Here is a 26598-nt window from a genome sequence, read left to right as displayed (position 1 = left end):
GGGAGCACTTATGACGAATATCGAATATCTGTTTCTGTGGTTTCTGCTGTACAGCTGCGCCGGCTGGGTCTATGAGTCGATTCTGGTGTCCGCTGTGGAACGGCGCTGGGTGAACCGTGGATTCCTCAACGGGCCGATATGCCCGATCTACGGTGCCGGCGCGGTGCTGGCCATCGTGCTGCTGAGCGGTCTGCGCGCTCATCCCGTGCTCGTGTTCCTCATCAGCGCGCTCGGCGCTAGCGTACTCGAATACGTCACCTCGTGGGCGATGGAGAAGATGTTCCACGCCCGCTGGTGGGATTACAGCGACTACCGGTTCAACATCCAGGGGCGTGTGAGTCTGCTGGGCGCATTGGTGTTCGGGGCTGCTGGCGTCGGTCTCATCGAATTCGCCCAGCCGTGGGTGGCGCAGTGGATCATGCTGATCCCGATGAACGCGGTGCATGCGATATGTGCGGTCTTCGCGGTGGCGATTGTGGCGGATACGGTTGTCACGGTCAGGGGCATGGTGAATCTGAGCAAGAGCCTGAGGGATTTCAGCGAGATTATCCAGTCCGCCGCCGAGCATGCGGGCGAATCGTACCAGTGGGGCAAGGATGTGCTGCTGCAGAAGATCCACGAATGGTCATCGTCGTCGCAGGAAATCGTCTCCAATATGCGTGGCAGCGCGGTGGCGACGCTGAACCGTCAGCAGCGCCGCATGATCCAGTCGTTCCCGCATCTGAAGTCGACCGAATCGGCCAATGACAGCAAGATCATGGAAACCGTACGCGAACTGTTGCGCAGAAAATAGCAGACAACAGCACAACCAGTAGGGCGTACGGAAGGGCCGTCGGCGATTCTCGTGGAATCGTCGGCGGCCCTTCCGCTAGACGTCACTTACCGTATGCGGCGTTCACCGCGAGCCCAGGGCAGACGGTTCCACCACCTGCACCGCCGATGCGCCGGTATCGGTGATGCCGTGGCCGGAGTTCGGGTGCTGTGACGAATAGATCTGGTCGCCGATGTAGGAGACCAGCAGCACCAGCGCCACGCACAGCAGCGCCTTGCGGTTGATGCGATCGAGCAGCTGGTTGAGCGTCGGCGCCACCAGATACACGATCGCCAGGCCTCCCAGGCCGAACACCAGCAGTCCCTCGGCGCAGACGCGGCCGTTGATGTTCAGGAAGTAGCCGGTGTAATCCCACCAGCGCTGCCCCTTGGTCATTTCCAGGTGCCACGACGAGATGTACTCCAACGTGCCGCAGAGCACGACAGCGGAGACGAATTCCGCAACCGGGTGCTCGCGCAGCTTCTTGAGCACGATCAGGATGAAGATGCCACCGGTGCCGTAGATCGGCAGCCAGGGGCCGTGCAGGGTGCCGCGGTTGACGAACACGCCCTCGTCGATGAAGCACAGCGCGACTTCCCACACCCAGCCGATGATGCAGAAGATGAAGAACATCATCACCAGGTTCAGCAGCGAGTAGCTGCGCGTGGCACTCATGCCGCCCACGTTGACGTTCTTGTCCTTCATGGGGATGGGGGAGAGGCGCACCGGGTACATCTGCGCGCCCAGCAGGGCCCTGCCGGTCTTCAGCGCATGCGTCTTCGCCTGGTAGTCCTCCCATGCCGCGACCTTCCTGGACTGCATGATGCGGATGCCGAACCAGTCGGCCAGCCAGCCGGCGAGGCCCTTCGGCTTGCTGACGGTCTCGCCCTGCGCGTCCACCTCGTTGATGGCGGTGCGCGCGTCGGCGTAGGTGCGTTCCAGCAGGTCGGCCGGTGCCTTCTCGAACAGGAACGTGTCGTTGAGCTGATCGGCACCTTGGATGTTCGCCTGCTTGGCGAGACCGCGCAGGTAGGTGTAGTACTCGGCCCAGAACGACGCCTTGTATCCGTTGGAGTAGAAGATGCCGGTCAGGCCGAGCGTGCAGATGGACAGGATGTCCCAGCCGAGGAACGTCAGTACGGCCACGAAGCACTCCCACTTGTGGCCTTTCATCATGCGGCGGGACAGTGTGATCGCGTCGCATGCCTTGATGGAGGGGTTCTCGGCGACGATGAACGGTACCAGCAGGTAGGAGAAGCTCTTGATGATGCCGCCGATGATGGTCAGCCACCAGAGCCCCAGGAACACGCTTTTCACGAACATCGTCCATGCGATGCGCGGCCACTTGCGGGTGCGCAGCGGGAAGAGCATATGGTGGATCGGCACCTGCTCGTAGACACGCGATTCGAGCACCATGCGGCGGGATACCACCAGGTAGGTCTCACGGATGAACAGCCATACGAACAGATACACCGCCAGGCTGATCAGCACCAGCAGGATGGTCGCCCCTCCGCGCGAATGCAGGATGGAGCTTGCCGCGTCGGTGATGGAAAGCATGACGCTGCCGGTGGAGAAGGAGTTCAGCACCATGGCGAACACGCCGCGCGAACGGCCGAGCGTCGCGTTGGTGTCGTTGGCCTGGATATTCTTCTGGGACTGTTCCACCTGCTGTTTCGCGCCGGCGTCATCGCCGGAGACGATCTTTCCCAGCAGTTCGGAGATGCCGTCTGACGACAGCTGGTCGCTCGCAGCGCTGCTGGTGGCCGTGGCCTCGCCGGCTGCCGAGCTGACGGCGGTTGGATTCTGATAGTCGGTGGCCCACAGCGTCGAACCGTATTCGACGCCGAGGAACGCCGCGAACAGGCACAGCACAAGAATGAGCCAGTAATGGCGCTTCAATGTGACTTTAGCCTGTGATTTCAAGGCTTTTCGATTCATTGTTCCCCTGTCTTCCTTGGATATGCGTCACTTGGACACACACATGCCCAAGTGTTCCCCCAGTATAGTTTTTGCAATCGTTTCCAACGCTCGGCGGTGCCGTCCGGGCGACCTGTTGCGCCGACGTGATGCTGTCGTGATGTTCTGCGAGACTGAATGGTGCGCTATGCGCATTCGGAACCCAAGAATTTGATAGGGAGATTAACAAGATATGGCTCGTATCACTGACTTCAGGGAAGCAGGTTTTTCATCTCTGCTCGAGGAACTTCAGTGGCGTGGTCTGGTATCCCAGTCCACCGATCGTGAACGCCTTGCCCAGGCACTTGACGGCGAGCCGATCACCTATTATTGCGGCTTCGATCCCACCGCGGCCTCCCTGCACATCGGCAACCTCGTTCAGCTCATCAACATGCGTCACCTGCAGCTTGCGGGCCATCACCCCATCGCCCTGGTCGGCGGTGCGACCGGTCTGATTGGCGACCCGCGCCAGTCGGGCGAACGCACCCTGAACCCCAAGGACGTCGTGGCCGGATGGGCCGAGCGCCTGAAGAGGCAGATCGGCGGCATCCTCGACACCGAGGGCAGCAATCCGGTGCGTTTCGTCTCCAACTACGATTGGACCGCGCAGATGAGCGTCATCGACTTCCTGCGCGATGTCGGCAAGAACTTCCGTCTGGGCACCATGCTCGCCAAGGACACCGTGGCTCGACGCCTGAAGTCCGAGGAGGGCATCTCCTTCACCGAGTTCAGCTACCAGGTGCTGCAGGGCAACGACTTCCTGCACCTGTTTGATGAATACCACTGCACGCTTGAGCTCGGCGGCTCCGACCAGTGGGGCAACCTCACCTCCGGTCTGGACCTGATCCACAAGGTGCGCGGCGTGGACGTGAACGTGTTCACCAGCCCGATCATCACCGATGCGCAGGGCAAGAAGTTCGGCAAGTCCGAAGGCAATGCGGTGTGGCTCGACCCCACGATGCTGAGCCCCTACAAGTTCTACCAGTTCTGGATCAACCGCCCGGACGCGGAGATGGAGAGCCTGCTCAAGGCGTTCACCTTCCTGCCGAAGAGCGAGATCGAGCATCTGATCGAGGAGAGCAGGACGAACCCCGGCGCTCGCGAGGCGCAGAAGGCCCTGGCGTGGGAGGTCACCAGCTTCGTGCATGGCGAGAAGGCGACCCAGGCCGCCATCGACGCCTCCGCCGCGCTGTTCGGCCGTGGCGGCGATCTTGCCGCCATCGACGAGGAGACGCTGGAATCCGTGCTTGAGGGATTCAAGGTCGCCGACGAGAACGGCGAGCATGTGTTCCCGCAGTCCGAGGCCGGTGCGCGCGTGATCGACGCGGCGCAGGCAGCAGGTCTGTTCAAGTCCGGTTCCGAGGCGCGCCGTGCGATCAAGTCCGGCGGCGTGTATCTCAACAACGTGCGCGTGGAGAGCGACGAGGCGGTGCTGGACGACAAGGACTTCCTTGCCGGTCGCTTCGCGCTGATTCGCCGCGGCAAGAAGGCTCTCGGCGTGGTCGAGCGCCACTGACCCGCATACGGTCGTGGCGGACCGGAACAGCCGGGCCGCCACGCGAATGGTTTTCGAATAGTCGCAAGATATCTGATTGAAGCAAGGAACAGCATATGGCAGAAGGTAACGAACATTCCGGCAAGTCTTTCGGTGGCCGTAAGTCCTACGGACACGGCGGATCCGGACGTCCGGGCAATCGCGGCGGCAAGGGATTCAAGCCGCGCGGCAACAAGGGCGGCTACGGCCGTCGCGATGGTGACAGGGAAGGCGGCAAGGGCGGTTTCGGCGGCCGTAAGTCCTATGGGCACGGCGGCTACCGCAAGGATCGCGATTTCCAGCGTGACGGCGAGCGTCGCGACGGTTACCGCAAGGATCGCGATTTCCATAAGGATCGTGATTTCCGCAAGGACCGTGACTTCCGTCGCGATGGCGACGGCGAGAACCGCGGTTATCGCAAGGACTTCCATAAGGACGGCGACAACCGTCGTGACGGCGATCGCCGTGGCGGCTATCGCAAGGACCGCAACGACTTCCACAAGGGCGGTTACCGCAAGGATCGCGATTTCCATAAGGATCGTGATTTCCGCAAGGATCGCGACAATCGTCGTGACGGCGAGGGTGAGAACCGCGAATCCCGTCATGACGACGGCTTCCGCAAGGACCGTGACTTCCACAAGGACGGCGAGCGTCGCGACGGCTACCGCGGCAACCGTGGCGGCAAGGGCGGCTATGGCAAGGGACCGCGCCGCGATGGTGAGCATGGCGGCAATCCTCGCTACCGCCGCGATGACGATCGTCGCGATAATCGTCGCAACGACCAGCACGGCGAACGCCGTCAGCTCTCCGATGCGGAGAAGCGCGAATATCGCGAGCACAAGCGCACCGAATACATGAGCCGTCCGCGCCGCAACTCCGACGGCACGATGAGCTTCCCCTCCCAGAACCCGTACACCGCCCGTCGCCCCGACGAGCCGGTGATGCCGAAGGGTCTCGAATGGTCCATGCTGTCCTCCGATGAGAAGGAACGTCTGCGTGGCCTGTCGAAGGAACACGCGGAGAACACCGGCCTGCACATTCTCGCGGCCTACGCGCTGATCGACGATGACCCCAAGGCGGCCATGGAGCACGCCAAGTGGGTCGCCCGTCAGGCGTCCCGCATCGATTTCGCGCGTGAGACCCTGGCCTTCGCCGCCTATCGTACCGGTGACTACAAGCTCGCCCTGCGCGAGTTCCGCACCGCCTACCGTATGAACGGCTACGCCGACTACCTGCCGTTCATGGCCGACTGCGAGCGTGGCTTGGGCAATCCGAAGAAGGCCATCGAGCTGGCGCTGAGCGATGACGCCAAGCTGCTGCGCGGCGAGGCCAAGGCCGAGATGTTCCTGGTGTACGCGGGTGCCCTGGGCGACCTGGAGCAGTGGGACAAGGCCATTGCCGTCGTGCATACGCTGGCGCGTTCCAAGGGTCTGTCCGGCGCGTACCGCATGCGCGCGCTGCAGGCCGAACAGCTCTTCCTTGAGGAGACCGGCCAGAAGGACAAGGCCGATGCCCTTGAAGGCACGATCGAGAAGCTTGAGGATCAGTACGCCGATTTCGACATCGACGAGGATTCCGACGATGTGGTGATCGACCACGATCTGGCCTACATCACCAATGGCGACGACGAGGAGGTGCTCGACAAGCTCGGCATCGATCCGTCCGAAGCGCAGTTCGCACCCGAGCCGGAACCCGAGGAGGACGAGACCGAGCTGCCCGCCGAAGAGGCCAAGGACGGCGCGGAATCCGACGAGGAGCCCGCACAGGCGGCCGAGGCGGAAGGCGACAAGTCCGAGGACACCGGCAAGGCCGAGGCCAAGGATGCAGACGCAGACGATACCAAGGCCGAGGAATCCGAATCCGACAAGGCCGATGCCGACGCTGAGGCTGAATCCGACGAGGAGCCGACCGAAGAGTGAGCAAGACCCGTTTTCTCAAGGGAACAGAACGCACCCTGGCCGAGCGGTACCATCTGGCGCTGCTCGACCTCGACGGCGTCGTCTACCGCGGTAAGAACGCCGTGGACCATGCCGCCGACTCCATCCGTCAGGCCGAACAGTCGGGCATGATGATCGAATACACAACGAACAACTCGTCCAGGTTCCAGCGCATCGTGGCCGATCAGCTGGTCGGCTTCGGTCTGAAGGTCGAGCCCTGGCAGGTCATCACCTCGTCCGTGGTGGCCGCCCGCATGGTCGCCAAGGCCGTTCCGGCCGGTTCGCGCGTGCTGGTGCTGGGTGCCGAGCATCTGCGCGAGGAGGTAGAACGCGCCGGTCTCGTCATCACCGATGACCCGGCCGACAAGCCCGTGGCCGTCATCCAGGGCTGGTACCCGCAGATGACCTGGCAGATGATGGCGAACATCGCGTTCGCGGTCGAAGCCGGTGCCACGTATTTCGTGACCAACCGTGATCTGACGATTCCGCGCGAGCTGGGCATCGCGCCGGGCTGCGGTTCCATGATCCAGGCCGTGATCACCGCCACCGGCGTGGAGCCGGTTGCCTCGGCGGGCAAGCCGGAATCGTACATGTACGACGAGGCGCGCGAACTCAACGCCTCGGAAGGCAACAGCATGGTGTCCAAGGACGAGTCCATCGCCGTGGGCGACCGGCTCGATACCGATATCGAGGCCGGCAACCGTGGCGGCTACGATTCGCTGGCCGTGCTGACCGGTGTGACGAACCCGCACGAGCTGATGCTCGCCCCGGCGCACCTGCGCCCGACCTATGTGGCGAAGGATCTGCGCGGACTGAACGAGGCCATGCCGCTGCCGACCAGCATCGGCAACGGATGCTGGGTGTGCGGCAACGCCCGCGCCGCCTACGACAAGGTGGACAATGCGATCCGCGTGGGCGATCCCACATCCATCGACGCGTTGCGCGCGGCGATCTGCCTTGCCTGGCAACTGCAGGACAACGGCACCGACATGGATACGGTGTCCCTGCCGGAGTTCACGCTGTGAGCCTATGAGCCGCGGCGGCCGTGGGCGGGCGGATCCGCCTACGGCACAATGAAACGCCGTCGTGCGAACCGGTTTCCATGGTTCGCGCGACGGCGTCCTGTTATGCATGAGACTGATGTACGAGGCGGGAAGGACTATGAGCGAACGTATCGATGGCAACGGCATCGACATCACGGAAGACGATATCGTCGAGATGCCCGATCGACTGGATCTCCTGCTGGTGGAGACCGGCGTGGTGGGCACGCGCACCAGGGCGCAGAAGCTCATCAAGGCGGGCAAGGTCACGGTGAACGGCCAGACGGTGACCAAACCCGCATACGCGGTCGGCGCGCTGGGCCATGCGCGCATTCGCGTGGACAAGGGCGAGGACTACGTGTCGCGTGGCGCATACAAGCTGGTCGGCGCGTTCGACGTGTTCCGCGAGCATGGACTTGCCGAGCCGAACGGTCTGCAATGCCTCGATATCGGCGCGTCCACCGGCGGATTCTGCGACGTGCTGCTGCGCAGGGGAGCGAGGAACGTCATCGCCCTGGACGTGGGCCACGGACAGCTCGACCCGCGCATCGCAGCCGACCCGCGCATCATCGAGATGAGCGGCGTGAACATCCGCGACGTGACGGCGAGCGACCTGCCGTACAGGCCGCAGATGGTCGTTTCGGACGTGTCGTTCATCTCCCTGACCTACGTGATTCCCGTCATCGCCCGCATCGCGGCTCCGGGCGCGGCCGTGGTGCTGCTGGTCAAGCCCCAGTTCGAGGTCGGGCGCGAAGGGCTTGGCAGGAACGGCATCGTGGCAAGCGAGGAATTGCGGCGCAAGGCGTTGGATGACGTGGTGGCGTGCGCCGAACGCGAAGGGCTTGCCGTGATGGCCACCGCGCCCTCGCCGATCGAAGGCACCCACGGCAACGCCGAATGGCTGCTGTACGCCCGCATGCCGCGCGCATGATGCCGGTATCCGCCTGGCGGCGAAACAGGACAACATAGAGCCCGACGTGCCGAACAACGGCAAAGGCCGGTCCCGTGCGAATGGTCGTTCGCACGGGACCGGCCTTCGTCATATCAGTCGGTCATATCCAACACAACGCCGAATACGGTGGGAACCCGGGCCGTCAGGAAGCCAGGAACTTGTCGATCTGGCTTTGCCTGCCGGCGATGATGAGCTCGTCGTTGCGGCGCATCACGGTGTCGTTCTCGCCGTACTGGAACTCGCGTCCGGGCGATTTCACGCCGACCACGACGATGCCGTACTTGTCGTGGATCTCCGCCTCCGCGATCGTCTTGCCGGCCAGGTGCTGCGGCGTATGCACCTTCACCACGGTGTGCATGCCCTCGATCTCGATGTAATCCAGGTAGTTGCCGGACACCAGATGCCCGATGCGCTTGCCGGCGTCGCTCTCGGCGTTGATCACATGGCGTGCGCCGATACGGCGCAGAATACGCGCGTGCTGGATGGACACGGACTTCGCCCATAGATCCGTGATGCCGGCGTCCAGCAGGTTACCTGCCGCGATCACGGAGGCCTCGATGCTGTCGCCGATCGCCACCACGGCGGTGTCGAACTGCGAGGCATCGATGCGTTCGATCGCCATCACATCGGTCATGTCCGCCTGCACCACCGGGATCTGCGAGGACCAGCGGGCCACGATCTCCGGGTCCTTGTCCACGGCGAGCACATCCTGTTCCATCTCGTTGAGCGTGGCCGCCACGGAACTGCCGAATCGGCCCAGTCCCACGACCAGTACGCTTTTGGTGCCCTTCTTACGTGCCATATGTGCTCCTTGAATATGTTCATGCCCAAGTGTACGCCGAAGCGGTGCGGGCGGTCGGCGGTCAGTGGTCTGCCGCCCCGCATCGGCGCTTGCCGGATGGATGATGATGCGATCAGCCGACGATCACGTTCTCCTGCGGGTAGCGAATCGGTTCCGGCGCCAGCGGACGGCTGATGGAATAGGCGATGGTCATGGGGCCGAGCCTGCCGATGATCATCGTGGCGGCAAGAATGAACTGCGAGGCGGGATTGCCGGCGCTGACCACGCCCACGGAGTAGCCGCCGAGGCTGAAGGCCGAGCAGGTTTCGAACACCGCGTCGCCCAGCGAGCAGTCGGTGACGAACATGAGCGCCATCGACGCGACGGCGACCAGCGACAGACAGGACGTGGTCACGGAGATGGCGGTCATCTGGATCCTGCGGGGAATGCGCCTGCGGAACGCGGTGACGTCGCGATGCCCGGTGAACGCCGCGCCGCAGATCAGCATGATCACCGCGAACGTGGTCACGCGGATGCCGCCGCCGGTCGACGAGGAGCCGGCGCCGATGAACATGATGATGCTCATGAAGAACTTGCTTTCGGAGCCGACGCCCGGCACCCAGGAGATGTCGAAGCCCGCGGACCGGGGCATCACGGCCGCCACCATGGCCCTGCGGAACTTCATCGACAGGTCGTCGTCGGGGAACAGGTCGGTGTTATGCCATTCGACGACGAGGAACCAGACCAGCGAGGTGGCCACCAGAATCGCCGTGGTGACCAGCGTGAGCTTGGTATGCAGCGACCAGTGCTTGGGGCTCTGGCGTTTGCGCGCGCACTGCACCACGTTCAGCACCACCGGGAAGCCCAGCGTGCCGATGAATGCGCTGAGCAGAATCGGCAGGCCCACGCCCCAATTGGTCACGTGCAGGCCCGAGGTGTCCGGGGTGAAGCCGGTGTTGTTGTAGGCGGACACCGCGTAGAAGATCGCCTGCCACAGGGTTTTCCCGGCGTCGTTCTTGTTGACGCGCAACAGCTCCGGCAGCAGCAGGGTGAAGGTGATCGCCTCGGTGATGGCCGTGATGGTGAGCACCACGGTGATCACGCTTTTGACTTCGGACAGCTTGTTCGTACCCAGCTCGTTCGCGGTGAGCATGCGCTGCGACACCCTCAGACGTCGGCTGATGCCGAGCGCTACGATCGAGGCGAAGGTCATGACGCCGAGACCGCCCAGCTGGATGGAGAACAGGATGACGATCTGCCCGAAGAACGACCAGTAGGAATTGGTGTTCACCACCTGGATGCCGCAGGTCGACAGCGCCGAGACCGCGGTGAAGAACGCCACGGGGAAGCTGGTGATCTCGCCGGTCTGCGTGGAGAACGGCATCAGCAGCAGTATGGTGACGATGGCGATGAGCGCCATGAAGTACATGATGGATAGACGACCGGGGTGGCTGAACAGGCGGTCGGTAAGGCTGACGCGGCGAATGCGCTTGACCGGCGTGCTGTTCCTGGAGCCGCCCTTGCGGAGCCTGGACATGGTGATCTTGAAACGATGCTCTGCCTCAACGGGTTCATCAAGGTCACGTGCCACAGAACCCTCCTAACGTTTCGCATGCATGATCTTCCGCCGTATGCCATTCTAGTCCCGTGGCGACGTTCGGTCGTTCACCCGGTGAGTAGGCAGGCCGTGGCGGTTTGAACAAACGATTAGGATAGTGCATAGTGTGACCGAATGCGACGAATGGTCGAAAAGGACAGCGAAGGATACCGGACGGATGGGGAGCATCGTATGACGAGACGCAATGCTGTGGTCGTGACGCATAGTCGGCTGCGCCAAAGCGGCACGGTGATCAGCGAGGCCGTGGAGCAGCTGCGGTCGGCGGGCTTCGAGGTCACGATCATCGACAACGTGGATCCTCCCGCATTCGGCACCCCGTCCCCGCGCGTACGCGACGACACCGAGATCGTGGTCGTGCTCGGCGGCGACGGCACGATCCTGCGTGCGGCCGAGCTCGTGCACTGCACCGAAGTGCCGATTCTCGGCGTGAACCTCGGTCACGTGGGATTCCTGGCGGAATTCGAAAGCTTCCAGATGAGCGAGGCGATCCGACGGGTCGCGGATCATGACTATTCGATCGACGAGCGCATGATCGCCCACGTGGACGTATGGCTGCCGGGCGCCACGAAACCCATCGAGGACTGGGCGCTCAACGACATCACTCTGGAACGCGAGACACGCGGCAAGATGGTGGAACTGTCCATCCGCGTGGATGACGTGGAGATGAGCTCCTTCGGCGCGGACGGCGTGATCGTATCCACGCCGACGGGTTCCACCGCATACGCGTTCTCGGCGGGCGGGCCGATCATCTGGCCCAACGTGCAGGCTCTGCAACTGACGCCGCTGGCCGCCCACGCGCTGTTCGCCCGTCCGCTAATCATCGGCGCGGACTCCACCTTCACCCTTGATATTCTCGACAGTTCCGTCTCCGACGGCTGGATCTGCTGCGACGGCCGCCGGCAGCGCTCGCTGCCCAAGGGCACCCGCATCGAGGTCAGGGTCTCCCGCAGCACGTTGCGGCTGGCCCGACTTTCCGGCGTCCCCTTCACCAGCCGTCTGGTCAGCAAATTCGACCTTCCTGTGGTCGGCTGGCGCGAGCACGCCAACCGCAGCAAATCGGCGCACGAAAGCCCGCATGCGCCCGATAGCCATGGCGGAACCGACGAGGGGAGGAACGCCCGCTGATGCTGGAAGAACTCTCCGTTCGTAATCTGGGGCCCATCCATGAAGCACGGATCGCCCCGGCGGCAGGGCTCACGGCCATCACCGGCGAAACCGGCGCGGGCAAGTCCATGCTGTTGTCCGCCATACGGCTGATCTCCGGTGCCGCCGCCTCCGGCTCGCGCGTATCCTCCGGGGCCGGCGAGGCTTGGGCACAGGGCGTGTTCTGCGTTGCCGATTCCTCCGCCGATTCTTCTGCCGACGGCAAAGACGATGCAGGCGGCGCAAACGGCATCGCCGCAGGCAAGGCCGTGCAATACGCCGAGGACGCGGGCATCGAACCCGAGGACGGCGAACTGTTCCTCTCCCGTGTCGTACCGGCATCCGGCCGCTCCCGCGCCATACTCGGCGGCAAGACCGTGCCGCGTTCCGTACTCGAATCGGTAGCCGGCGAACTGATTACCGTGCACGGGCAGACCGACCAGCTGCGCATCGCGTCCGCCGCCAGGCAGCGCGAATTCCTCGACATGGCCGCCGGCGACGACACGCAGCTCGACGCATACCATCGCGTATGGGAGGCGCTCGCCGCCATGGACGAGCGCCTGGCGAAGCTGCGCTCCCAGGAAGCGGCCGCACGCCAGCAGGCCGATTATCTGCGCGAATCCATCGCACGCATCAACCAGGTCGACCCGCAGGCCGGCGAGGACGCCGAACTCAAGGAGCGCAGGGATCGCATCGAGAACGCCGCGGCGATCGCACAGGGCGTGTCGTCCGCATTGTCGGTGCTGGACGCCTCGCAGATGGGCGAGGGGTCGTCGGACGCCGCCTCGGCAGTCGACCTGGTGAACCGGGCGGTGCAGGCGTTGCAGGGCATCCGCGTGGGAGGCGTGTTCGCCGAACAGGCCGCGCGGCTGGAATCCATAGCCGCCGACCTTTCGGACGTGGTGTTCGCGCTTGTCCAGGAGCTGGACGGCGAAGGCAGTGTGGAGGATCTGGACCGGATCAACGGGCGCATCCACGAGCTGAACGAGCTGATGCGCAGATGGGGGCCCGAGCTTTCCGACGTGATCGCATGGCGCGACAAGGCCGTGTTCGAGGTGGAGGACCTGGACGCCTCGCCCGAGAAAGTGGCGCAGCTGGAAGAGGAACGCGAACAGCTGTATCAAAAGGCGCTTCAGGCCGCCGAGGCATTGCATAATATCCGCGTGCAGGCCGCCGGCCAATTGGGCGAACACGTCAGCGAGGAACTGGATTCGCTGGCGATGAGCGGCGCATCGCTGCGCATCCGCGTGACGGAGCATGACGGCGGCGACAGTCCCACGGGGTCGCTTGGACCGCATGGCGGCGACGACATCGAATTCCTGTTCACCCCGTTCCCCGGTTCCCCCGAACTGCCGATGGGCAAAAGCGCGTCCGGCGGCGAGCTGAGCCGACTGATGCTCGCCCTTGAACTGGTCGCCGCCGAACAGCGCGGCGGCGCCGAAGGCATGACGTTCATCTTCGACGAGGTCGACGCCGGTGTGGGCGGCAAGGCCGCTGTGGAGCTCGGACGCCGACTGGCGCGCCTCGCCAAGGACTCGCAGGTGATCGTCGTGACCCATCTGGCCCAGGTCGCCTCCTGGGCCGACAAGCAGTTCGTGGTCGCCAAAGCCGCACAGCCGGATAGCGGTCTGACCGAAACCACCGTCACCGAAGTGACCGGCGAGGCCAGAACCGGCGAGATCGCCCGCATGCTCTCCGGCAACGCCACCGAAACATCCCTCGACCACGCGCGGGAACTGCTGGACGAATCCACACTATGAACCCGCCAGGCGCGCGCTGACCGCGCCATGGCCGCCAAAGCCCGCCGCTGACCGCCGGAATCATCGGCCTGTTGATTCCCCAAACCAAATACCACCACATCACACGGAAATCGAGCCACATGAACAGCATCACCCGAGCCAACGCCCCTGCGGCAGATCCCGCCCCTGCCGACGATTGCGGCCCCATGCCGAAAGCCGCGATCTTCGACCTCGACGGCACGCTGCTCGACTCCATGGGCGTATGGGACCAGATCGACATGGATTTCCTCGCCAAACGCGGCTTCGACGTCCCCGACGACTACGTGCCCACCATCAGCGCCATGCCGTTCGAACAGGTCGCGGCATACACCATCGACCGGTTCCACCTGGACGAGACGCCCGAAGCGGTGATGGCCGAATGGGATGACATGGCGCACGAGGCATACGCCACCATGGTCGAAGCCAAACCGGGCGCCGTGGACTACCTGACCTACCTGCGCGACGCCGGCGTGCAACTGGGCGTGGCGACATCGCTCACCCCATCGCTGCGCGAACCTGCTATGAAGCACGTGGGCATCTTCGACTTCTTTGTCACCGTCACATCGGTGGACGACGTGCACGGCATCGGCAAGGACCGTCCCGACGTATACCTGCTCGCAGCCTCCAGACTCGGCGCCAAACCGAACGAATGCGCGGTGTTCGAAGACATCCTGCCCGGCATACGCTCGGCGAAATCCGTCGGCATGCGCGCATGGGCCATGCACGACGACTCCTCCGACGCGGACTGGGAACAGATCTGCGCGCTCGCGGACGGCGTGATGTTCGACTTCCATGACGCCCCGCGCTTTTCCACGGTGACGCGGTCACGGTGACAAGCGCACGGTGACGTGCCTCGGCCAGCCGTATATTCTTGGCTAGCACGCGCCCGTGGCTGCGCCGTTGTGCAAGTCGGCGCATATTGCCATAATGAAGCCCGTAATTGCGGGGGAACCCTGCGCACGCGCGGCGCGGGTTGAGAAAGGCATAAGGCCTGACCCTTGGAACCTGATGGCTAATACCAGCGTAGGGAGGCAAGTCCATGGCATCCGTGGCACCCAACACCAATACATACGATTTCGCAATCGACGAGGAATTCGACCCCGCCAAAGGCATCCGGCTCGACAATCTGCCGCCGTTCGCACGCAGGCTGCGCGCCGCCGCCGACGTGGTCTGGGAGGACGGGTACAACCAGCCGTTCCTGCGCGAACTCGGCAACGGCACGCTCAAGCAGGAACGCTTCGCCTTCTACCTGCTGCAGGACTACCGCTATCTCGCGGACTACGCCAAGGTGCATGCGCTGGCACTGACCAAGACCCGCGACCCCGAGGTCATGAAATTCATGGTCAACGTGCAGAATTCCATCTTCAGCGTGGAATCATCCGTGCACCGCAAGTACATGGCCGGCTTCGGCGTGAGCGAAAGCGAGATGAACAACGTGCGGCAGTCCGCGTTCGCACGCGCCTACACCTCCGACATCCTCTCGATCGCCTACGGCGGCGACCTGCTGGACATCCTGGTGGCGGTGCTGCCGTGCGCATGGGTGTACGCGGACTACGGGCAGCGTCTCGCCAAGGAATTCGCCGACACGCTGGATACCAACCCGTTCCGCACCTGGGTCGACATGTACAAGACCGAGGAGTTCTGGCAGGGCTCCGTATGGCTGATCGAACACATCGAGCACATGGTCCAGGGACTGGGGGAGGAGCGCCTGCAGGAGCTTGAGGAGATCTTCTGCAACGGCGTGCAGAACGAATACATGTTCTGGTCGAGCGCCTACGACATGCAGTACTCGTGGAAGCCCCAGTGGGACAAGGCCCGCTGAATATAGCTGAAGGGCAGTTGAATAGTAGTGTGTCGCATGCCCGGGCCACGGGGCATCTCCGGGGCGCGGGCATGCGGCGCGGCATGCGGTGCAAGGAGCGGAACGATGAACGAGATGAAGGACACCCCGACCAGGCGCAACCATGAGTACACCGTGGCCGGGCGGCATCGCAGAATGCGCCGTGCCGACAGGGAAGTGCTGGACCGGTCCCGGATCGAGGCGATCATCGCGGCCTGCCGCATCGTGCGTGTGGCGTATGCCGACGCCGAGGGGCTGACAATCGTGCCCATGAACTTCGGCTACGAGTATTCGGACGACGGTGCGCTCGTCCTCTACCTGTATTCCGCGCCGGTCGGGCGCAAGATCGACGCCATCCGCGCTGCGGGCAATGCGCTCGCGGTGACGTTCGAGATGGAAACCGATTGCGAAGCCATCGAGGGACGTACCCCATGCAATTGGGGCGAAGCATTCAAATCGGTGATCGGCAACGGCACGGCGAGCATCGTGAACGACTTGGATGAGGCCCGGCATGGCCTGCAATTGCTGATGGCTCAGCAGGCCGGCATGCCAGGCATCGAGTTCACCGAACAGCAGGTGCAAAGCGTCGCCGTCTGGAAAATCGAAGCGTCACGCCTTACCGCCAAGATCCACGCCGCTCCCGCGCCCAAGCATCGCCCCACCGCATAGAGACCCATCCGCTTAGTCCCATGCGCTCAGCTTGGGTGGATACAGCTTGTCGTATCTTCCCCCGCCCGTCCCAATCCATGTCATTTCGCGACAGATCCGGCCTTTTTCTGTCGCATCCTGCCGGTATTTGTCGTGTTTTCCCACATCAGCCGCGATTCATATCATGTTGCGACAAAATCAGACGCTTTCCGTCGTAATCTGTCTGCAGACGCGACGATTCATGCTGTTTCGAGACAGTTCCGGTCCTTTTCTGTCGCAAGTTGCCGGTATACGCCCAATCCCATGCAATTTCGCGACAGAACGGCCCTTCTACTGTCGTGTTTTAGCGGCATGTGTCAGGTTTCATGCAATTTCGCGACAAAATGGGACGATAACTGTCGCAAAACGTCTGTGCACATGGTGATTCATGCTGTTTCGCGACAATTTCGGGGATGCGAACTCCAATCCGGACCTTCCGCGATTCAACTTTTGTTCTTACCTCCAATGGGAGGATTATTATCGCGAAATTCGATCAAGACACGACGATTCATGCTGTTTCCCTACATGGAGACGGCCCTTTTCTGTCGCTTTTCATCGGAATTTGTCGCGTTTTCCCGCTCTTACCGGAGCGGATATCACCGCACCGCGTCGAACAGAGCTGTGCGAGCCAGAGGAACGCCGAGTCTGCGTAGACGCATGATCATGGAATCGGGCTGCACCACATCGTCATAGGTCACGTGCATCACGGTGTCGACACCTGCACGCTTCAACAGTCCGTCACGCTCGATTTGCGCCGATACCACCGTGGCGATATCGCGTCGGTTCGTCATGTCCGGATCCACGTACTTGCGCATGCCGTCGTATTCCAGCACGATGATTCGTCCATCGGCGGTCCTCCACATGAAGTCCGCTCGTGCCGCTTTCGCCGGATCTGATGGGTCGACGAACTCATGCTGCAACACGGGCGTTTCCAGACCGTACTCGATGAATATCGCACGGCATAGCGATTCGCCGCCGTTCTCGCTGAGCGGATTCGCATAATGTGCCAGTCGCATGACTGGCCCGCAATCGACCTGCATCGCGTCGCACACGGCGATGATCTCGGCGATGGTGGTCAGGTTCCTGCGCAGCGCGGAATCGATGATCGGCAGAACATAGCGAAACTCGTACCGCAGTCCACAATCGACTATCGTGCGCGCTGGCGAGGTGATTTGGAACGTCGTACAGGACATTGTCTCGTCGCAGAAGATTCCGACAGCAGGATATTGGGCGCATTGCGTATGACTGTTCGGATCCATCGGCCCTAATCCGCTGGCGATACGGCATTGCGGAATCTCCTTCATATAGAAGCCGGTCAGAATCCCGCGTTGGAACCCGTGATCCGTGCAGGCTATGTGGATCTGCGGGGATTGAATAAGATTCCATGGCACCTCGAGCTGGTACGCGACGGCGGCGCTCAGTCCCGCAAATGTCCAGGAAGGATGCCGCACGGCCGTGGTGAGCGTGAGATGATGGAGACGTTGCGGGGGAGTCAGACTCCGCCAATGGCTTTGCTGCACATAGACATTACGCGTTATACGGAGCAGCCGGCCTGCATGGACTTGCCGTTGCAAAGCGCGTTGCAACGTCGGAGTCGTTCCGAAAATATAGCAGCCGCGTTGTTGCGCGTGCGAGGCGATGATCGATATCTCATGTTTTGTGCTCATGTGCCGAACATAAAGTGGAAACGGTGCTTGGCGAAAGTCGAACGGGAGGATGTGCACTGAGCCCCTTGTCTCGGGCGTGTCGTGGGTGATCCGACATGAATTGCGTTTGCCGTCGCGAATTGTGAGCCTGCATCGCAATTCATGCTGTTCCGCGACAAAAACCGTCCGCTGTCGTCGTGTTTTCCCCATACATGCAGCGGCTCATGCTGTTTTACGACAGAATAGGCTCGCTGCTGTCGCATTTCGTCAGCGCCAGCCGGGATTCATGCCATATTGCGACATGATGGGGCGATTGTTGTCGTGATATGTAGGCAGATAATGGGTTTCATGCCGTTTTGCGACAAATGGTGGCAGTGACTGTCGCAAAATGCCCGCAGGGATAGTGATTCATGCCGTTTCGCGACTGCTCCAGTTCATTCCCGTCGCAAGTTGTCCGCACATGATGGATTTCATGCTGTTTTACGACAAAACGGGGCGGTTACTGTCGCAAGTTGTCTGCGCAATGTCGCGTCTTTCCCGCATCAGCTGGATTTCATGCCGTTTCGCGACGGGGCAGGGACGCAGTGTCGGGGCGATAGTAGATTCAACGCGGCAGGCCGATGAGGCCGAATCGCAGCGTTGTTCGAGCCGATCTCGCCGGTGGGATCGAGACGATGCCCTGACAAGTCAGAACCGCAGGCGCATCTGGTGCCATGCGACGTTGCCGTGCGTGGACGAGGACATGCCCTCATCCACATAGCCGAAACGCTCATAGAAGCCGATCAGCCTGTCCTTGCAGGTCAGCACGAGTCCGGCGCGCCCGGCCTGGCGCGCGTCCGCGATCACCCGTCGCATCAGCGCACTGGCGTAGCCGTGATGCCGGTATTCGGGCGCGGTGTCCACGCCGAAGACCATCTGCCAGGCACCCTGCGGGTCATGCAGACTGGCATCGTCGTACATGTCATCGGTCAGATCGGGGGAGTCGGTGACGAATCCGTTGATGAACGCCGCCAGCCGTCCGTCGGCAGTAGCGGGCGATGCATCATCTGCCGCGTCAGTCGTGCCGGCATCATCGGATACGGATACGGCGGTTCCGTCGTTCCCGTCATCGATCATCAGCCAGAAGCATTCCGGGTACACGGCGAGACGATTCCGCAACGCGTCGGCGCTCGCGGCCTCGGCGGCGGGGAAGCAGGCTGCCTCCACTGCCGAAATCGCCGGCAGGTCATCCATGGTGGCGTGTCGAATCAGCATATGCGGTCCTTATCTGAATATCTGAATATCCGAATATCCGAACGGTTGCGTTCGTGTGCGGAGTAAGAGTAGTTGTACGGGATAGATGTGTGGAAGGGAAGCGAAAGGGGTGCGCGAGGCGATCTGCGTGACCCGTCAGCCGCGCTTGGAACCCTGCCGGCTGATGCCACCCTTATGCCCGGTCGCCTTGAACGGCATCGCCGTACGCCCGCGCAGCCCGGCCGCAGGCCCTTTGCCAAAGCCGTTGCCGTGCTGGGAAAACTTCAATGCCGCAAGGTCCGTCCGGTTCTTCTTCGTCATACGTCCGATGCTAGTCCGCGCATCGGCCTCTCGCGTTGAACCGTCCAGCGTTGAACCGTCCAGCACTGTCTTTGCCCAACACACGTAACACCGGCACCGGCACTATGGCCGGTTACCCGCGCCCGCCATGCCTCCCGTGGATCATGCGCGCAAACCCCGCATACACCGCCCAAGCCAGCGGAATCGTCACCATGAACACGGGGTAGAACCATGCGATCGGCAGATGCTCATAGAACACGCCGGCCAGAATCGGCCCCAAGGCCATACCCAGATCGATGCCCATGTAATACGTGCCGTTCGCCATGCCGCTGCGCTCGCGCCCGGCGATCACCACGGCCTGCGCCTGCGTCACCGAACTCATCAGCCCGTAGCCGCCGGCCATGCCGATGCCGGCACCCAGCAGATACCAGTCGTTCGTCATGCCGGAAAGGAATGCCAGCGCGCCCAGCATCATGATCGAGCAGGCGACGAGCCAGAAGCGGAAGCCCTTGCTGTCGAACAGGTCCTTCATGGTCAGGCGCATGAGCAGCAGGGCGACGGCGTAGCAGACGAAGAACAGGTCGGAGGATGCCGCAAGATGCCGCGCGGCGATGTAGTCGACGAGGAACGACTGGTTCGCGAAATAGGGGATGGCGAACATCATGAACACCACGACCAGGGGGATTGCGCGCGGCTCGACCAGGTTGCTCAGATGCAGCCGGTGCAGTCGATGCGATTGATGCGGTGCCTGGCTGACCGTTGCCATGCCCGCCGTGCCGGCCTGACCGGTCTGTCCGGCTCGCGCCCCGGCTTTCCTTCGTGCCGGATTGCCGCCGTTCCTGACCAGCATCACCACGATCAGGGTGAACACGTTCATCACCAGCGACGCGATGAATGTCAGATGGTAGCCGACCAGCTGGTGCAGGCGGATGCCCAGCGCCGGGCCCACCGCAATGGCCAGCGCGTTCACGATGCCGTACAGTCCCATGCCCGCGCCCATATGCCGGATCGGCAGCAGCAGCGACACCCATGTGGCCAGGCACACCGATCCGCAGGCGAAGCCGAGGCCGTTGACCACGCGTGCCGCGATGAGCATGCCGGTGGAGTTCGCCGTGCAATACAGCGCTCCCGCCACGATATACAGCGTGGTGCCGGTCGCCACGAGCAGCCGCTTGCTCACCAGATCGGACAGGTTGCCCGCAATCGGCCTGCAGAACAGCGATACGAAGCTCATCACGCCGGCGATGACGCCCATCATCGCACCGGTCGCGCCCAACGTCTCGCCATAGCCCGCGACGATCGGCGTGATGGTCATGTTGCTCGCCATGAAGAAGAACGTCGCCAGCATGACCAGCGCCACATCGCGGGTGATGAGCCGGTCCTTCGGTGCCTTGTGTGGGGCCGGGGCAGTGCTTTCCGTCTTTTCAGTCGGATTAGGGGAATGGGAATGTGCTGGCTGTGCCATGATGATGTCGATCGCCTCCGAACACGTACTGTAGGCACTTGATGGGGAACAACAAGAATCGGCTGCCCGTTTATCGCGGACAGCCGATTGAACGTTATGCCGATGCGGCTTGGAAGATTGGATGAGGAGGAAGTCTCACAGCGCCTTGGCGGCGTGCTCCACGAAGTCCTCCATGCCGTCGACCTCCACCACGTTGCTGAAGCGCACGTCGGCGTTCTCCAGGTTGCGCAGTGCGGCGGGCGCGGTGGTGCCGGTGGCTTCGGCGAGCACGTCCATGCACTCGAAGTCGGTGCCGGTGGCGTCAAGGCCCAGGGACTCGTTCACCACGCGCGGGAACTTGTACGGGCTTGCGGTGGCGAGCAGCACGCGCGGGGTCAGCGGATCGCGCGGCATCTGCTGTATGACGAAGTAGCCGCACGCGGTGTGCGGGTCGATCACGTAATGGTTCTTGTTCCAGCAATCGGCGATCATGTCGCGCACCTGGTTCTCGTCGGCCCAGCCGGTGCCGAAGATCTGGCGGATCTTGGCGAGCATGGTGCTCGGGATCTCGTATGCGCCCCACTGCTTGAGGTCGTTCATCAGCATGGAGATGAGTCGCGCGTCCTTGTCGGACAGGTAGTACAGCATGCGTTCCAGGTTGGAGGAGACCAGGATGTCCATCGACGGGCTGATGGTCTGGAAGAACGGGCGCTGGCGGTTGTAGGTGCCGGTGGTCAGGAAGTCGAACAGCACGTTGTTCTTGTCGGAGGCGACGACCAGGTGCTTGACGGGCAGGCCAAGCAGCTTGGCGTAGTAGCCGGCGAGGATGTCGCCGAAGTTGCCGGTCGGCACCACGAACTCGACCTCGTCGCCGACGTTGATGACCTGCTGTTCGAGCAGCTGCGCGTAAGCGGAGAAGTAGTACACGACCTGCGGCACCAAGCGGCCCACGTTGATGGAGTTCGCGGACGAGAGCACCACATGGGAGTCCTTGGCCAGGCGTGCGGCGAGCTTCTTGTCGCCGAAGATGCGCTTGACGGCGGACTGCGCGTCGTCGAAGTTGCCCTTGACTGCACACACGTTCACGTTGGAGCCGGCCTGCGTGGTCATCTGCAACTCCTGTACCTGGCTCACCTTGCCTTCCGGGTAGAAGACGGTGATGCCGGTGCCGGCGGCGTCCGCGAAGCCGGCGAGGGCGGCCTTGCCCGTGTCGCCGGAGGTGGCGGTGACGATCATGATCTTCTCGTCCTTGTCGCCGTCGGCCGGGGTGGTGCGTGCCATGAAGCGGGGGAGGATCTGGAGCGCGACGTCCTTGAAGGCGGAGGTCGGGCCGTTGAACAGTTCCATCACGAAGTCGTCGCCGAGCGGCTTGACCGGGGTGATCCTCTCGTCGGACCACTGGTCGCCGTATGCCTCGGCGATGCACTGGGCGAGTTCCTCGTCGGTGAAGTCGGGCAGCAGCGCGCCGAGCACGCGCTGGGCGATGGCCTGGTAGGACATGCCGGCGAGATCGTCGATTGCGACCTTGGTTTCGCCGAGCTGATCGGAGACGAACAGACCGCCATCATCGGCGAGTCCGAGGCGGATGGCCTGCTTGGAAGTGAGTGAATCGGTGGTGCTTCGCGTGGAATGGAACGTGGTCACAATAATCCTTACGGTTAAGAATCTTTGACGTTGAGGTTCAACAGCCGTAAGTTTACCGACAACCGTAGGCAGTGGCGGCGCGGTGTCCATTTTCCGCACGCCCGCGTGCGCCTGCGCGAGCCGGATCGCCGACGCCCGAACCTCCGTCGGACCATAGCTGAACCGTTACGTACCTGTTGCGCGTGGCATGGGGTAGTCTGGGACGCATGGAATTCCAAGAGATTTTCGATCAGGTGTGTGCGCGTGCCGATGCCGCCGCCGCTGCGCAGTCCGCGCTCGCCCTGGCCACCACCGACGCGAAGAACGCGCTGCTGCTGGCCATCGCCGATGCGCTTGACGCCAACGCCGGCGTCATCGCCGAGGCTAATGCCGTCGATATGCGCGAATCGCGCGCCAACGGCATGGACGAGGGCAAGCTCGACCGTCTGAAATTCGATGAGGATCGCATCAGGGCCGCGGCGGGCGGCGTGCGTCATGTCGCGTCCCTGCCCGATCAGGTCGGCCAGATCGTGCGCGGGTACACGTTGCCCAACGGCCTGCGCCTGACGCAGACCCGTGTGCCGCTCGGTGTGATTGGCATGATCTACGAGGCCCGCCCGAACGTCACCGTGGATGTGGCGAGCCTGTGTCTCAAATCCGGCAACGCGGCCATCCTGCGCGGCGGTCATGCCGCGGAACGTACCAACGCGGCCACGCTCGGTGTGATCGGCAAGGCCTTGCGCGAGCAGGGGTTCGATGACGCCTTGGTGCAGTCCGTCGACGATTTCGGGCGTGACGGTGCGACGGCCATGATGCAGGCGCGTGGGCATATCGACGTGCTGGTGCCGCGTGGCGGGCGCGGGCTCATCCAGGCGGTCGTTGCCAACTCCAAGGTGCCGGTCATCGAAACAGGTGCCGGCAACGTGCATATCTACATGGATCGTGCGGGTGACGCGGCCAAGGCCGTCCCGATCATTCTCAATGCCAAGACCCAGCGCGTCGGTGTGTGCAATGCCGCCGAAAAGCTCATCGTGCACCGCGATGTGGCGGAACGTTTCCTGCCGCTCGCCGCGGCCGCGCTGATGGACGCCGGCGTCGAACTGCATGCCGATGAGCGCGCCTACGCGATCATCGACGCGCTGCCCGAGCATGATCCGAAGCTGCTCGTGCATGCCGTCGACGAGGATTGGGACACCGAATATCTCGCCCTGACCATGGGGGTCAAGGTCGTCGATTCGCTCGACGAGGCGATCGAACACATCAACAGGCATTCCACCGGGCACACCGAGTCGATCATCTCCGAGGATTACGCGGCCATCGAGGAATTCACCGGCCGTATCGATTCCGCGGTGGTGATGGTGAACGCGTCCACGCGCTTCACCGACGGTGGCGTGTTCGGCTTCGGCGCCGAACTGGGCATCTCCACGCAGAAGATGCATGCGAGGGGCCCGATGGGACTTACGGAAATGACCACTACGAAATGGATCGGATACGGACAAGGGCAGGTGCGCGCATGAGCGAGACGAACGAGCCGACCGTGCGGAACGGTCAGGATGAGCAGAACGGCAAGACGGGGAACGGCTGCATGAGCAAGCCGATCTCATGGCTGAGGCCCGACATCGATCTTGGCAGCAGGCGCTGCGTGATGCGGATCGCCTCGGAGCGTCTGAGCATCGTGCGCTATGTGTTCCTGGTGCAGATCGAGGATGGCATCGCCACGGCTGAGCAGCGCGCGTCACTCGAATACGCGGATGCGGTGCTGATCGGATGGCCCGAGGAGGACGCCCAGGGCATCGTCGATCTGGATGACGAGCAGTTCGACACGGTGCGCAAGCATATGGCGCTCATGGAGGAGTATATCGGCAAGTTCACCGCGTTCGAGCGCGATGGCGACGTGGACAGCATGACCGATACGCTTATCCGCATCACCGAGCGTGTGGCCGAGGTGCGCCGCATGTTCCAGCCCGATTTCCCGCTGCCCACGTTCGCGGAGATCCGCCGAGTGGTGCAGGACGAGTGGGATGAGGACATGGGCAAGATCGATCCGAAGGGCGACAGCCCGACCGCCGAGCAGATCGAGCGCGAACGCGACGACCAGGACCGCGAGGAGCAGCAGGGGGAGCGTGCATGACGCCGACGTCTGATGAGCGCCGTATGTCCGACCTGTCGGAGGAGGCGATCGAGGTCGGTTCCTCCACGGCCGTGGTCACGTCGGGCAATGCCCGTCGCTCCGCCCGTGGCAACTGGCATGTCCGGCCGCGCATCGGCATCATGGGCGGCACGTTCGATCCGATCCACAACGGGCACTTGGTGGCCGCCTCCGAAGTGGCCTGGGTCTACGATCTGGACGAGGTGATCTTCGTGCCGACGGGACGCCCGGTCTTCAAGCTCGACAAGAACGTCACCAACGCCGAGGACCGGTATCTGATGACGGTGATCGCCACGGCGTCCAATCCGAAGTTCACCGTGTCCCGCGTGGACATCGACCGCCCCGGCATCACCTACACCATCGACACGTTGCGCGATCTGCGTGCACAGCACCCGGATGCGGAGCTGTTCTTCATCACAGGCGCGGACGCGGTGGCGGAGATCATGCAGTGGAAGGATGCCGATCTCATGTGGGATCTCGCGCACTTCGTCGCGGTCACGCGTCCGGGGTATTCCTCGCCCGAAGGCGTCAAGCTGCCGGAAGGCAAGGTCGATACGTTGGAGATCCCCGCATTGGCGATCAGTTCGACCGACGTGCGCAGGCGCGCCAGTCATAGCGAACCGGTCTGGTATCTGGTGCCGGACGGCGTCGTGCAGTACATCGGCAAGCACGGTCTGTACCGCGAGTAGCAGGCGGCGGCATTACGGCAGCATCCGCGGCATGCGGCGGGTGCCCCAGACGCCCGCCGCGACTTCGGCTACTGTGCCAATTTCGGCTACTGTGCCAATCCCATCTGGTATTTGAGCGTCATCACGCGTTCGGCGCTGCGCGTCACCTTGGCGGCGAACGCCGCATCGGAGGAAGCCTTCGCATTCAGCCCGTCGAGGATCGGCGTGACGTAGTCCGGTGCGCCTATGCACGCGAGGTCGCCTCCGGCCTCGATCAGACGCACGCCCAACTGGTCGACGGGAATGCCACCCAGCGCCGCGGCGGACAGCGAATCGGAGGTCACCACGCCCTGATAGCCCTGCCTGGCACGCAGATATCCGTCGATGATCGTGGAGGAGAACGCGGCCGGGGAACTCGGGTCGATGGCCTGATAGGTGGCGAGCGACATCATCACCATGGCCGGCTGGGTCTGTGCGATGACCGTGCCGAACGCGTTGACCACATCGCCGTCGAGCACGGTGGTGGTGTCGAGAATGCCGTCGGAGGTGAAGTCGGTGTTGCCGGTTACCGAACCGAGGCTGGGATAATGCTTGATCGAGGTCGCCACACCGGCGTCCCGCATGCCGAGCACAAACGCGCTGGCATGGGCGGCGTTGCCCGCCGCATCCAGACCGAAATCGCGGTCCAGCGCGCCGATTGGCGCATTCGAGGCGCGTGCCACGGTCACCGTGCCGACCACCGGTGCCAGATCGACGTTGATGCCGGCCTGCGCCAACTGGCTTCCCCATACGGCGGCGGATTGCCGCAGCTGGTCGGTGCCCATGCGCCCCTGTTCGACCGCGCTGGGCATGGCGGAGAACCCATTGCCCTGCAGATGCTGCACCTGGCCGCCCTCCTGATCGGTGGTCATGAGCAGTCTGTTGTTCGCCGGCGCATAGGATTGCAGCGCATCGGTGGCCTGCCGGACGCTTGCCACGCCATCGTTCCAATTGCCGATTATCAGCACCGAACCCACATGCCTGTCGCGGATCGTGCCCTCCAAGCTTGAAGGATCGGTTCCCGCGCTCAACGGCGCCATGACCAATTGCCCCACGCGCTGTTCCATACTCATGGCGGCGACCGCGCTTTTCGCCTTGGCAGCCGGCGATGCATCCGGCTTCGGCGCGGCCGACCTGCCCAGTTCGCCGATGCCGGTCGCTCCCGCACTCGCCTGCGCATGATGCGCCGCCTGCGAGGCAGTATGAACGCGTATCCACAGCAGACCCAGGCCGGCAAGCGTGGCGATCATCGCTATCACGGCAAGCGCGGCGACAATGCGCAGCGCGCGCGTTACGCGGCGATCATGTGCGGTGGAGACGACGGTCATGGCAGCCCTTCCTCGGTAATCTCTTCTCCGAGAATACTCGATACCCCACGCCCGGCACCGGCCCGGCACCGGCCTGGCCTGCGGCGCGATT

The 26598-nt window shown here is 63.1% G+C and carries 22 protein-coding genes and 1 riboswitch; of the genes, 13 read left to right on the top strand and 9 right to left on the bottom strand.

The annotated features are described in order from the left end of the window. The first annotated feature begins 10 nt into the window (after positions 1–10). The gene (locus tag G1C98_RS06160; protein WP_169080274.1) at positions 11–793 is read left to right on the top strand and encodes a putative ABC transporter permease; all 783 of its coding nucleotides are present in this window, start codon (positions 11–13) and stop codon (positions 791–793) included. Between the two features lie 102 nt (positions 794–895). Here the strand turns inward: G1C98_RS06160 and G1C98_RS06155 are convergent, their stop codons facing one another. Beyond that, positions 896–2749, bottom strand: coding sequence for a DUF975 family protein (locus G1C98_RS06155; RefSeq protein WP_205831917.1), 1854 nt, complete (start codon positions 2747–2749; stop codon positions 896–898). Positions 2750–2960: 211 nt separating this feature from the next. Here G1C98_RS06155 and tyrS point away from each other — a divergent pair, with 211 nt between their 5' ends. The 4 genes from tyrS (at position 2961) to G1C98_RS06135 (ending at position 8209) form a co-directional block, all read left to right on the top strand. Continuing rightward, on the top strand, positions 2961–4283 hold the full coding sequence (gene tyrS, locus G1C98_RS06150) for a tyrosine--tRNA ligase (RefSeq protein WP_169080272.1): 1323 nt from the start codon (positions 2961–2963) through the stop codon (positions 4281–4283). A gap of 95 nt (positions 4284–4378) precedes the next feature. Beyond that, positions 4379–6220 carry a hypothetical protein gene (locus tag G1C98_RS06145; RefSeq protein ID WP_169080270.1) on the top strand — a complete coding sequence of 614 codons (1842 nt, stop codon included), beginning with the start codon at positions 4379–4381 and terminating at the stop codon, positions 6218–6220. Beyond that, positions 6217–7263, top strand: coding sequence for an HAD-IIA family hydrolase (locus G1C98_RS06140; RefSeq protein ID WP_169080268.1), 1047 nt, complete (start codon positions 6217–6219; stop codon positions 7261–7263). The genes G1C98_RS06145 and G1C98_RS06140 overlap by 4 nt, the downstream gene beginning before the upstream one ends. Before the next feature lie 193 nt (positions 7264–7456). Further along, positions 7457–8209, top strand: a complete 753-nt coding sequence (locus tag G1C98_RS06135) for a TlyA family RNA methyltransferase (protein ID WP_169080494.1) — start codon at positions 7457–7459, stop codon at positions 8207–8209. Positions 8210–8372: 163 nt separating this feature from the next. On the opposite strand, the gene G1C98_RS06130 is transcribed toward G1C98_RS06135, so the two are convergent. Both G1C98_RS06130 and G1C98_RS06125 read right to left on the bottom strand, forming a co-directional pair. Further along, positions 8373–9032 carry a potassium channel family protein gene (locus G1C98_RS06130; RefSeq protein ID WP_169080266.1) on the bottom strand — a complete coding sequence of 220 codons (660 nt, stop codon included), beginning with the start codon at positions 9030–9032 and terminating at the stop codon, positions 8373–8375. A gap of 112 nt (positions 9033–9144) precedes the next feature. Beyond that, positions 9145–10548, bottom strand: coding sequence for a TrkH family potassium uptake protein (locus G1C98_RS06125; protein ID WP_205831927.1), 1404 nt, complete (start codon positions 10546–10548; stop codon positions 9145–9147). A 252-nt stretch (positions 10549–10800) separates the two neighbouring features. Here G1C98_RS06125 and G1C98_RS06120 point away from each other — a divergent pair, with 252 nt between their 5' ends. The 5 genes from G1C98_RS06120 to G1C98_RS06100 all read left to right on the top strand — a co-directional run bounded on the left by G1C98_RS06120 (position 10801) and on the right by G1C98_RS06100 (position 16059). Next, positions 10801–11754, top strand: coding sequence for an NAD kinase (locus tag G1C98_RS06120; protein ID WP_169080261.1), 954 nt, complete (start codon positions 10801–10803; stop codon positions 11752–11754). Further along, on the top strand, positions 11754–13532 hold the full coding sequence (gene recN / locus G1C98_RS06115) for a DNA repair protein RecN (protein WP_169080259.1): 1779 nt from the start codon (positions 11754–11756) through the stop codon (positions 13530–13532). Before G1C98_RS06120 ends, recN begins: the two co-directional genes overlap by 1 nt. A 185-nt stretch (positions 13533–13717) precedes the next feature. Further along, positions 13718–14383, top strand: a complete 666-nt coding sequence (locus tag G1C98_RS06110) for an HAD family hydrolase (RefSeq protein ID WP_169080493.1) — start codon at positions 13718–13720, stop codon at positions 14381–14383. Between the two features lie 101 nt (positions 14384–14484). Beyond that, positions 14485–14598, top strand: a riboswitch (TPP riboswitch). Then, complete coding sequence (gene tenA, locus G1C98_RS06105; RefSeq protein WP_169080257.1) at positions 14590–15372, top strand: thiaminase II; 783 nt, start codon at positions 14590–14592, stop codon at positions 15370–15372. Its footprint overlaps the riboswitch before it by 9 nt. Positions 15373–15477: 105 nt before the next feature. Further along, a complete protein-coding gene (locus G1C98_RS06100; RefSeq protein ID WP_169080255.1) occupies positions 15478–16059 on the top strand; it encodes a pyridoxamine 5'-phosphate oxidase family protein in 582 nt (193 codons plus the stop codon). 614 nt (positions 16060–16673) lie between these two features. On the opposite strand, the gene G1C98_RS06095 is transcribed toward G1C98_RS06100, so the two are convergent. The 5 genes from G1C98_RS06095 to thrC all read right to left on the bottom strand — a co-directional run bounded on the left by G1C98_RS06095 (position 16674) and on the right by thrC (position 22347). Then, complete coding sequence (locus G1C98_RS06095; protein ID WP_169080253.1) at positions 16674–17933, bottom strand: CTP synthase; 1260 nt, start codon at positions 17931–17933, stop codon at positions 16674–16676. A gap of 477 nt (positions 17934–18410) precedes the next feature. Then, positions 18411–18977 carry a GNAT family N-acetyltransferase gene (locus tag G1C98_RS06090; RefSeq protein WP_169080251.1) on the bottom strand — a complete coding sequence of 189 codons (567 nt, stop codon included), beginning with the start codon at positions 18975–18977 and terminating at the stop codon, positions 18411–18413. Positions 18978–19112: 135 nt separating this feature from the next. Beyond that, entirely contained in the window at positions 19113–19277 is a 165-nt protein-coding gene (locus G1C98_RS06085) for a hypothetical protein (protein ID WP_169080202.1), read from the bottom strand. Between the two features lie 112 nt (positions 19278–19389). After that, positions 19390–20721 (bottom strand): MFS transporter, encoded by a 1332-nt coding sequence (locus G1C98_RS06080; RefSeq protein WP_169080249.1) that lies wholly within the window; start codon positions 20719–20721, stop codon positions 19390–19392. A 135-nt stretch (positions 20722–20856) separates the two neighbouring features. After that, complete coding sequence (thrC, locus tag G1C98_RS06075) at positions 20857–22347, bottom strand: threonine synthase (protein WP_335341296.1); 1491 nt, start codon at positions 22345–22347, stop codon at positions 20857–20859. A 203-nt stretch (positions 22348–22550) separates the two neighbouring features. Here thrC and G1C98_RS06070 point away from each other — a divergent pair, with 203 nt between their 5' ends. The 3 genes from G1C98_RS06070 (at position 22551) to nadD (ending at position 25161) form a co-directional block, all read left to right on the top strand. Beyond that, a complete protein-coding gene (locus tag G1C98_RS06070; RefSeq protein WP_169080245.1) occupies positions 22551–23840 on the top strand; it encodes a glutamate-5-semialdehyde dehydrogenase in 1290 nt (429 codons plus the stop codon). 68 nt (positions 23841–23908) lie between these two features. Then, entirely contained in the window at positions 23909–24454 is a 546-nt protein-coding gene (locus G1C98_RS06065) for a phosphoribosylglycinamide synthetase (RefSeq protein WP_169080492.1), read from the top strand. Beyond that, the gene (gene nadD / locus G1C98_RS06060) at positions 24451–25161 is read left to right on the top strand and encodes a nicotinate-nucleotide adenylyltransferase (protein WP_169080243.1); all 711 of its coding nucleotides are present in this window, start codon (positions 24451–24453) and stop codon (positions 25159–25161) included. The genes G1C98_RS06065 and nadD overlap by 4 nt, the downstream gene beginning before the upstream one ends. Before the next feature lie 86 nt (positions 25162–25247). Here nadD and G1C98_RS06055 read toward each other — a convergent pair whose 3' ends face one another. Then, a complete protein-coding gene (locus G1C98_RS06055) occupies positions 25248–26507 on the bottom strand; it encodes a glycoside hydrolase family 3 N-terminal domain-containing protein (protein ID WP_240944935.1) in 1260 nt (419 codons plus the stop codon). Between the last annotated feature and the right edge of the window lie 91 nt (positions 26508–26598).

Origin of the sequence: Bifidobacterium erythrocebi (assembly GCF_012932675.1) — a bacterium.
GTDB classification, from domain to species: Bacteria; Actinomycetota; Actinomycetes; order Actinomycetales; family Bifidobacteriaceae; genus Bifidobacterium; species Bifidobacterium erythrocebi.
Note: the sequence above shows the minus strand (reverse complement) of the source record. Positions and strands in the feature narration are given on the sequence as shown.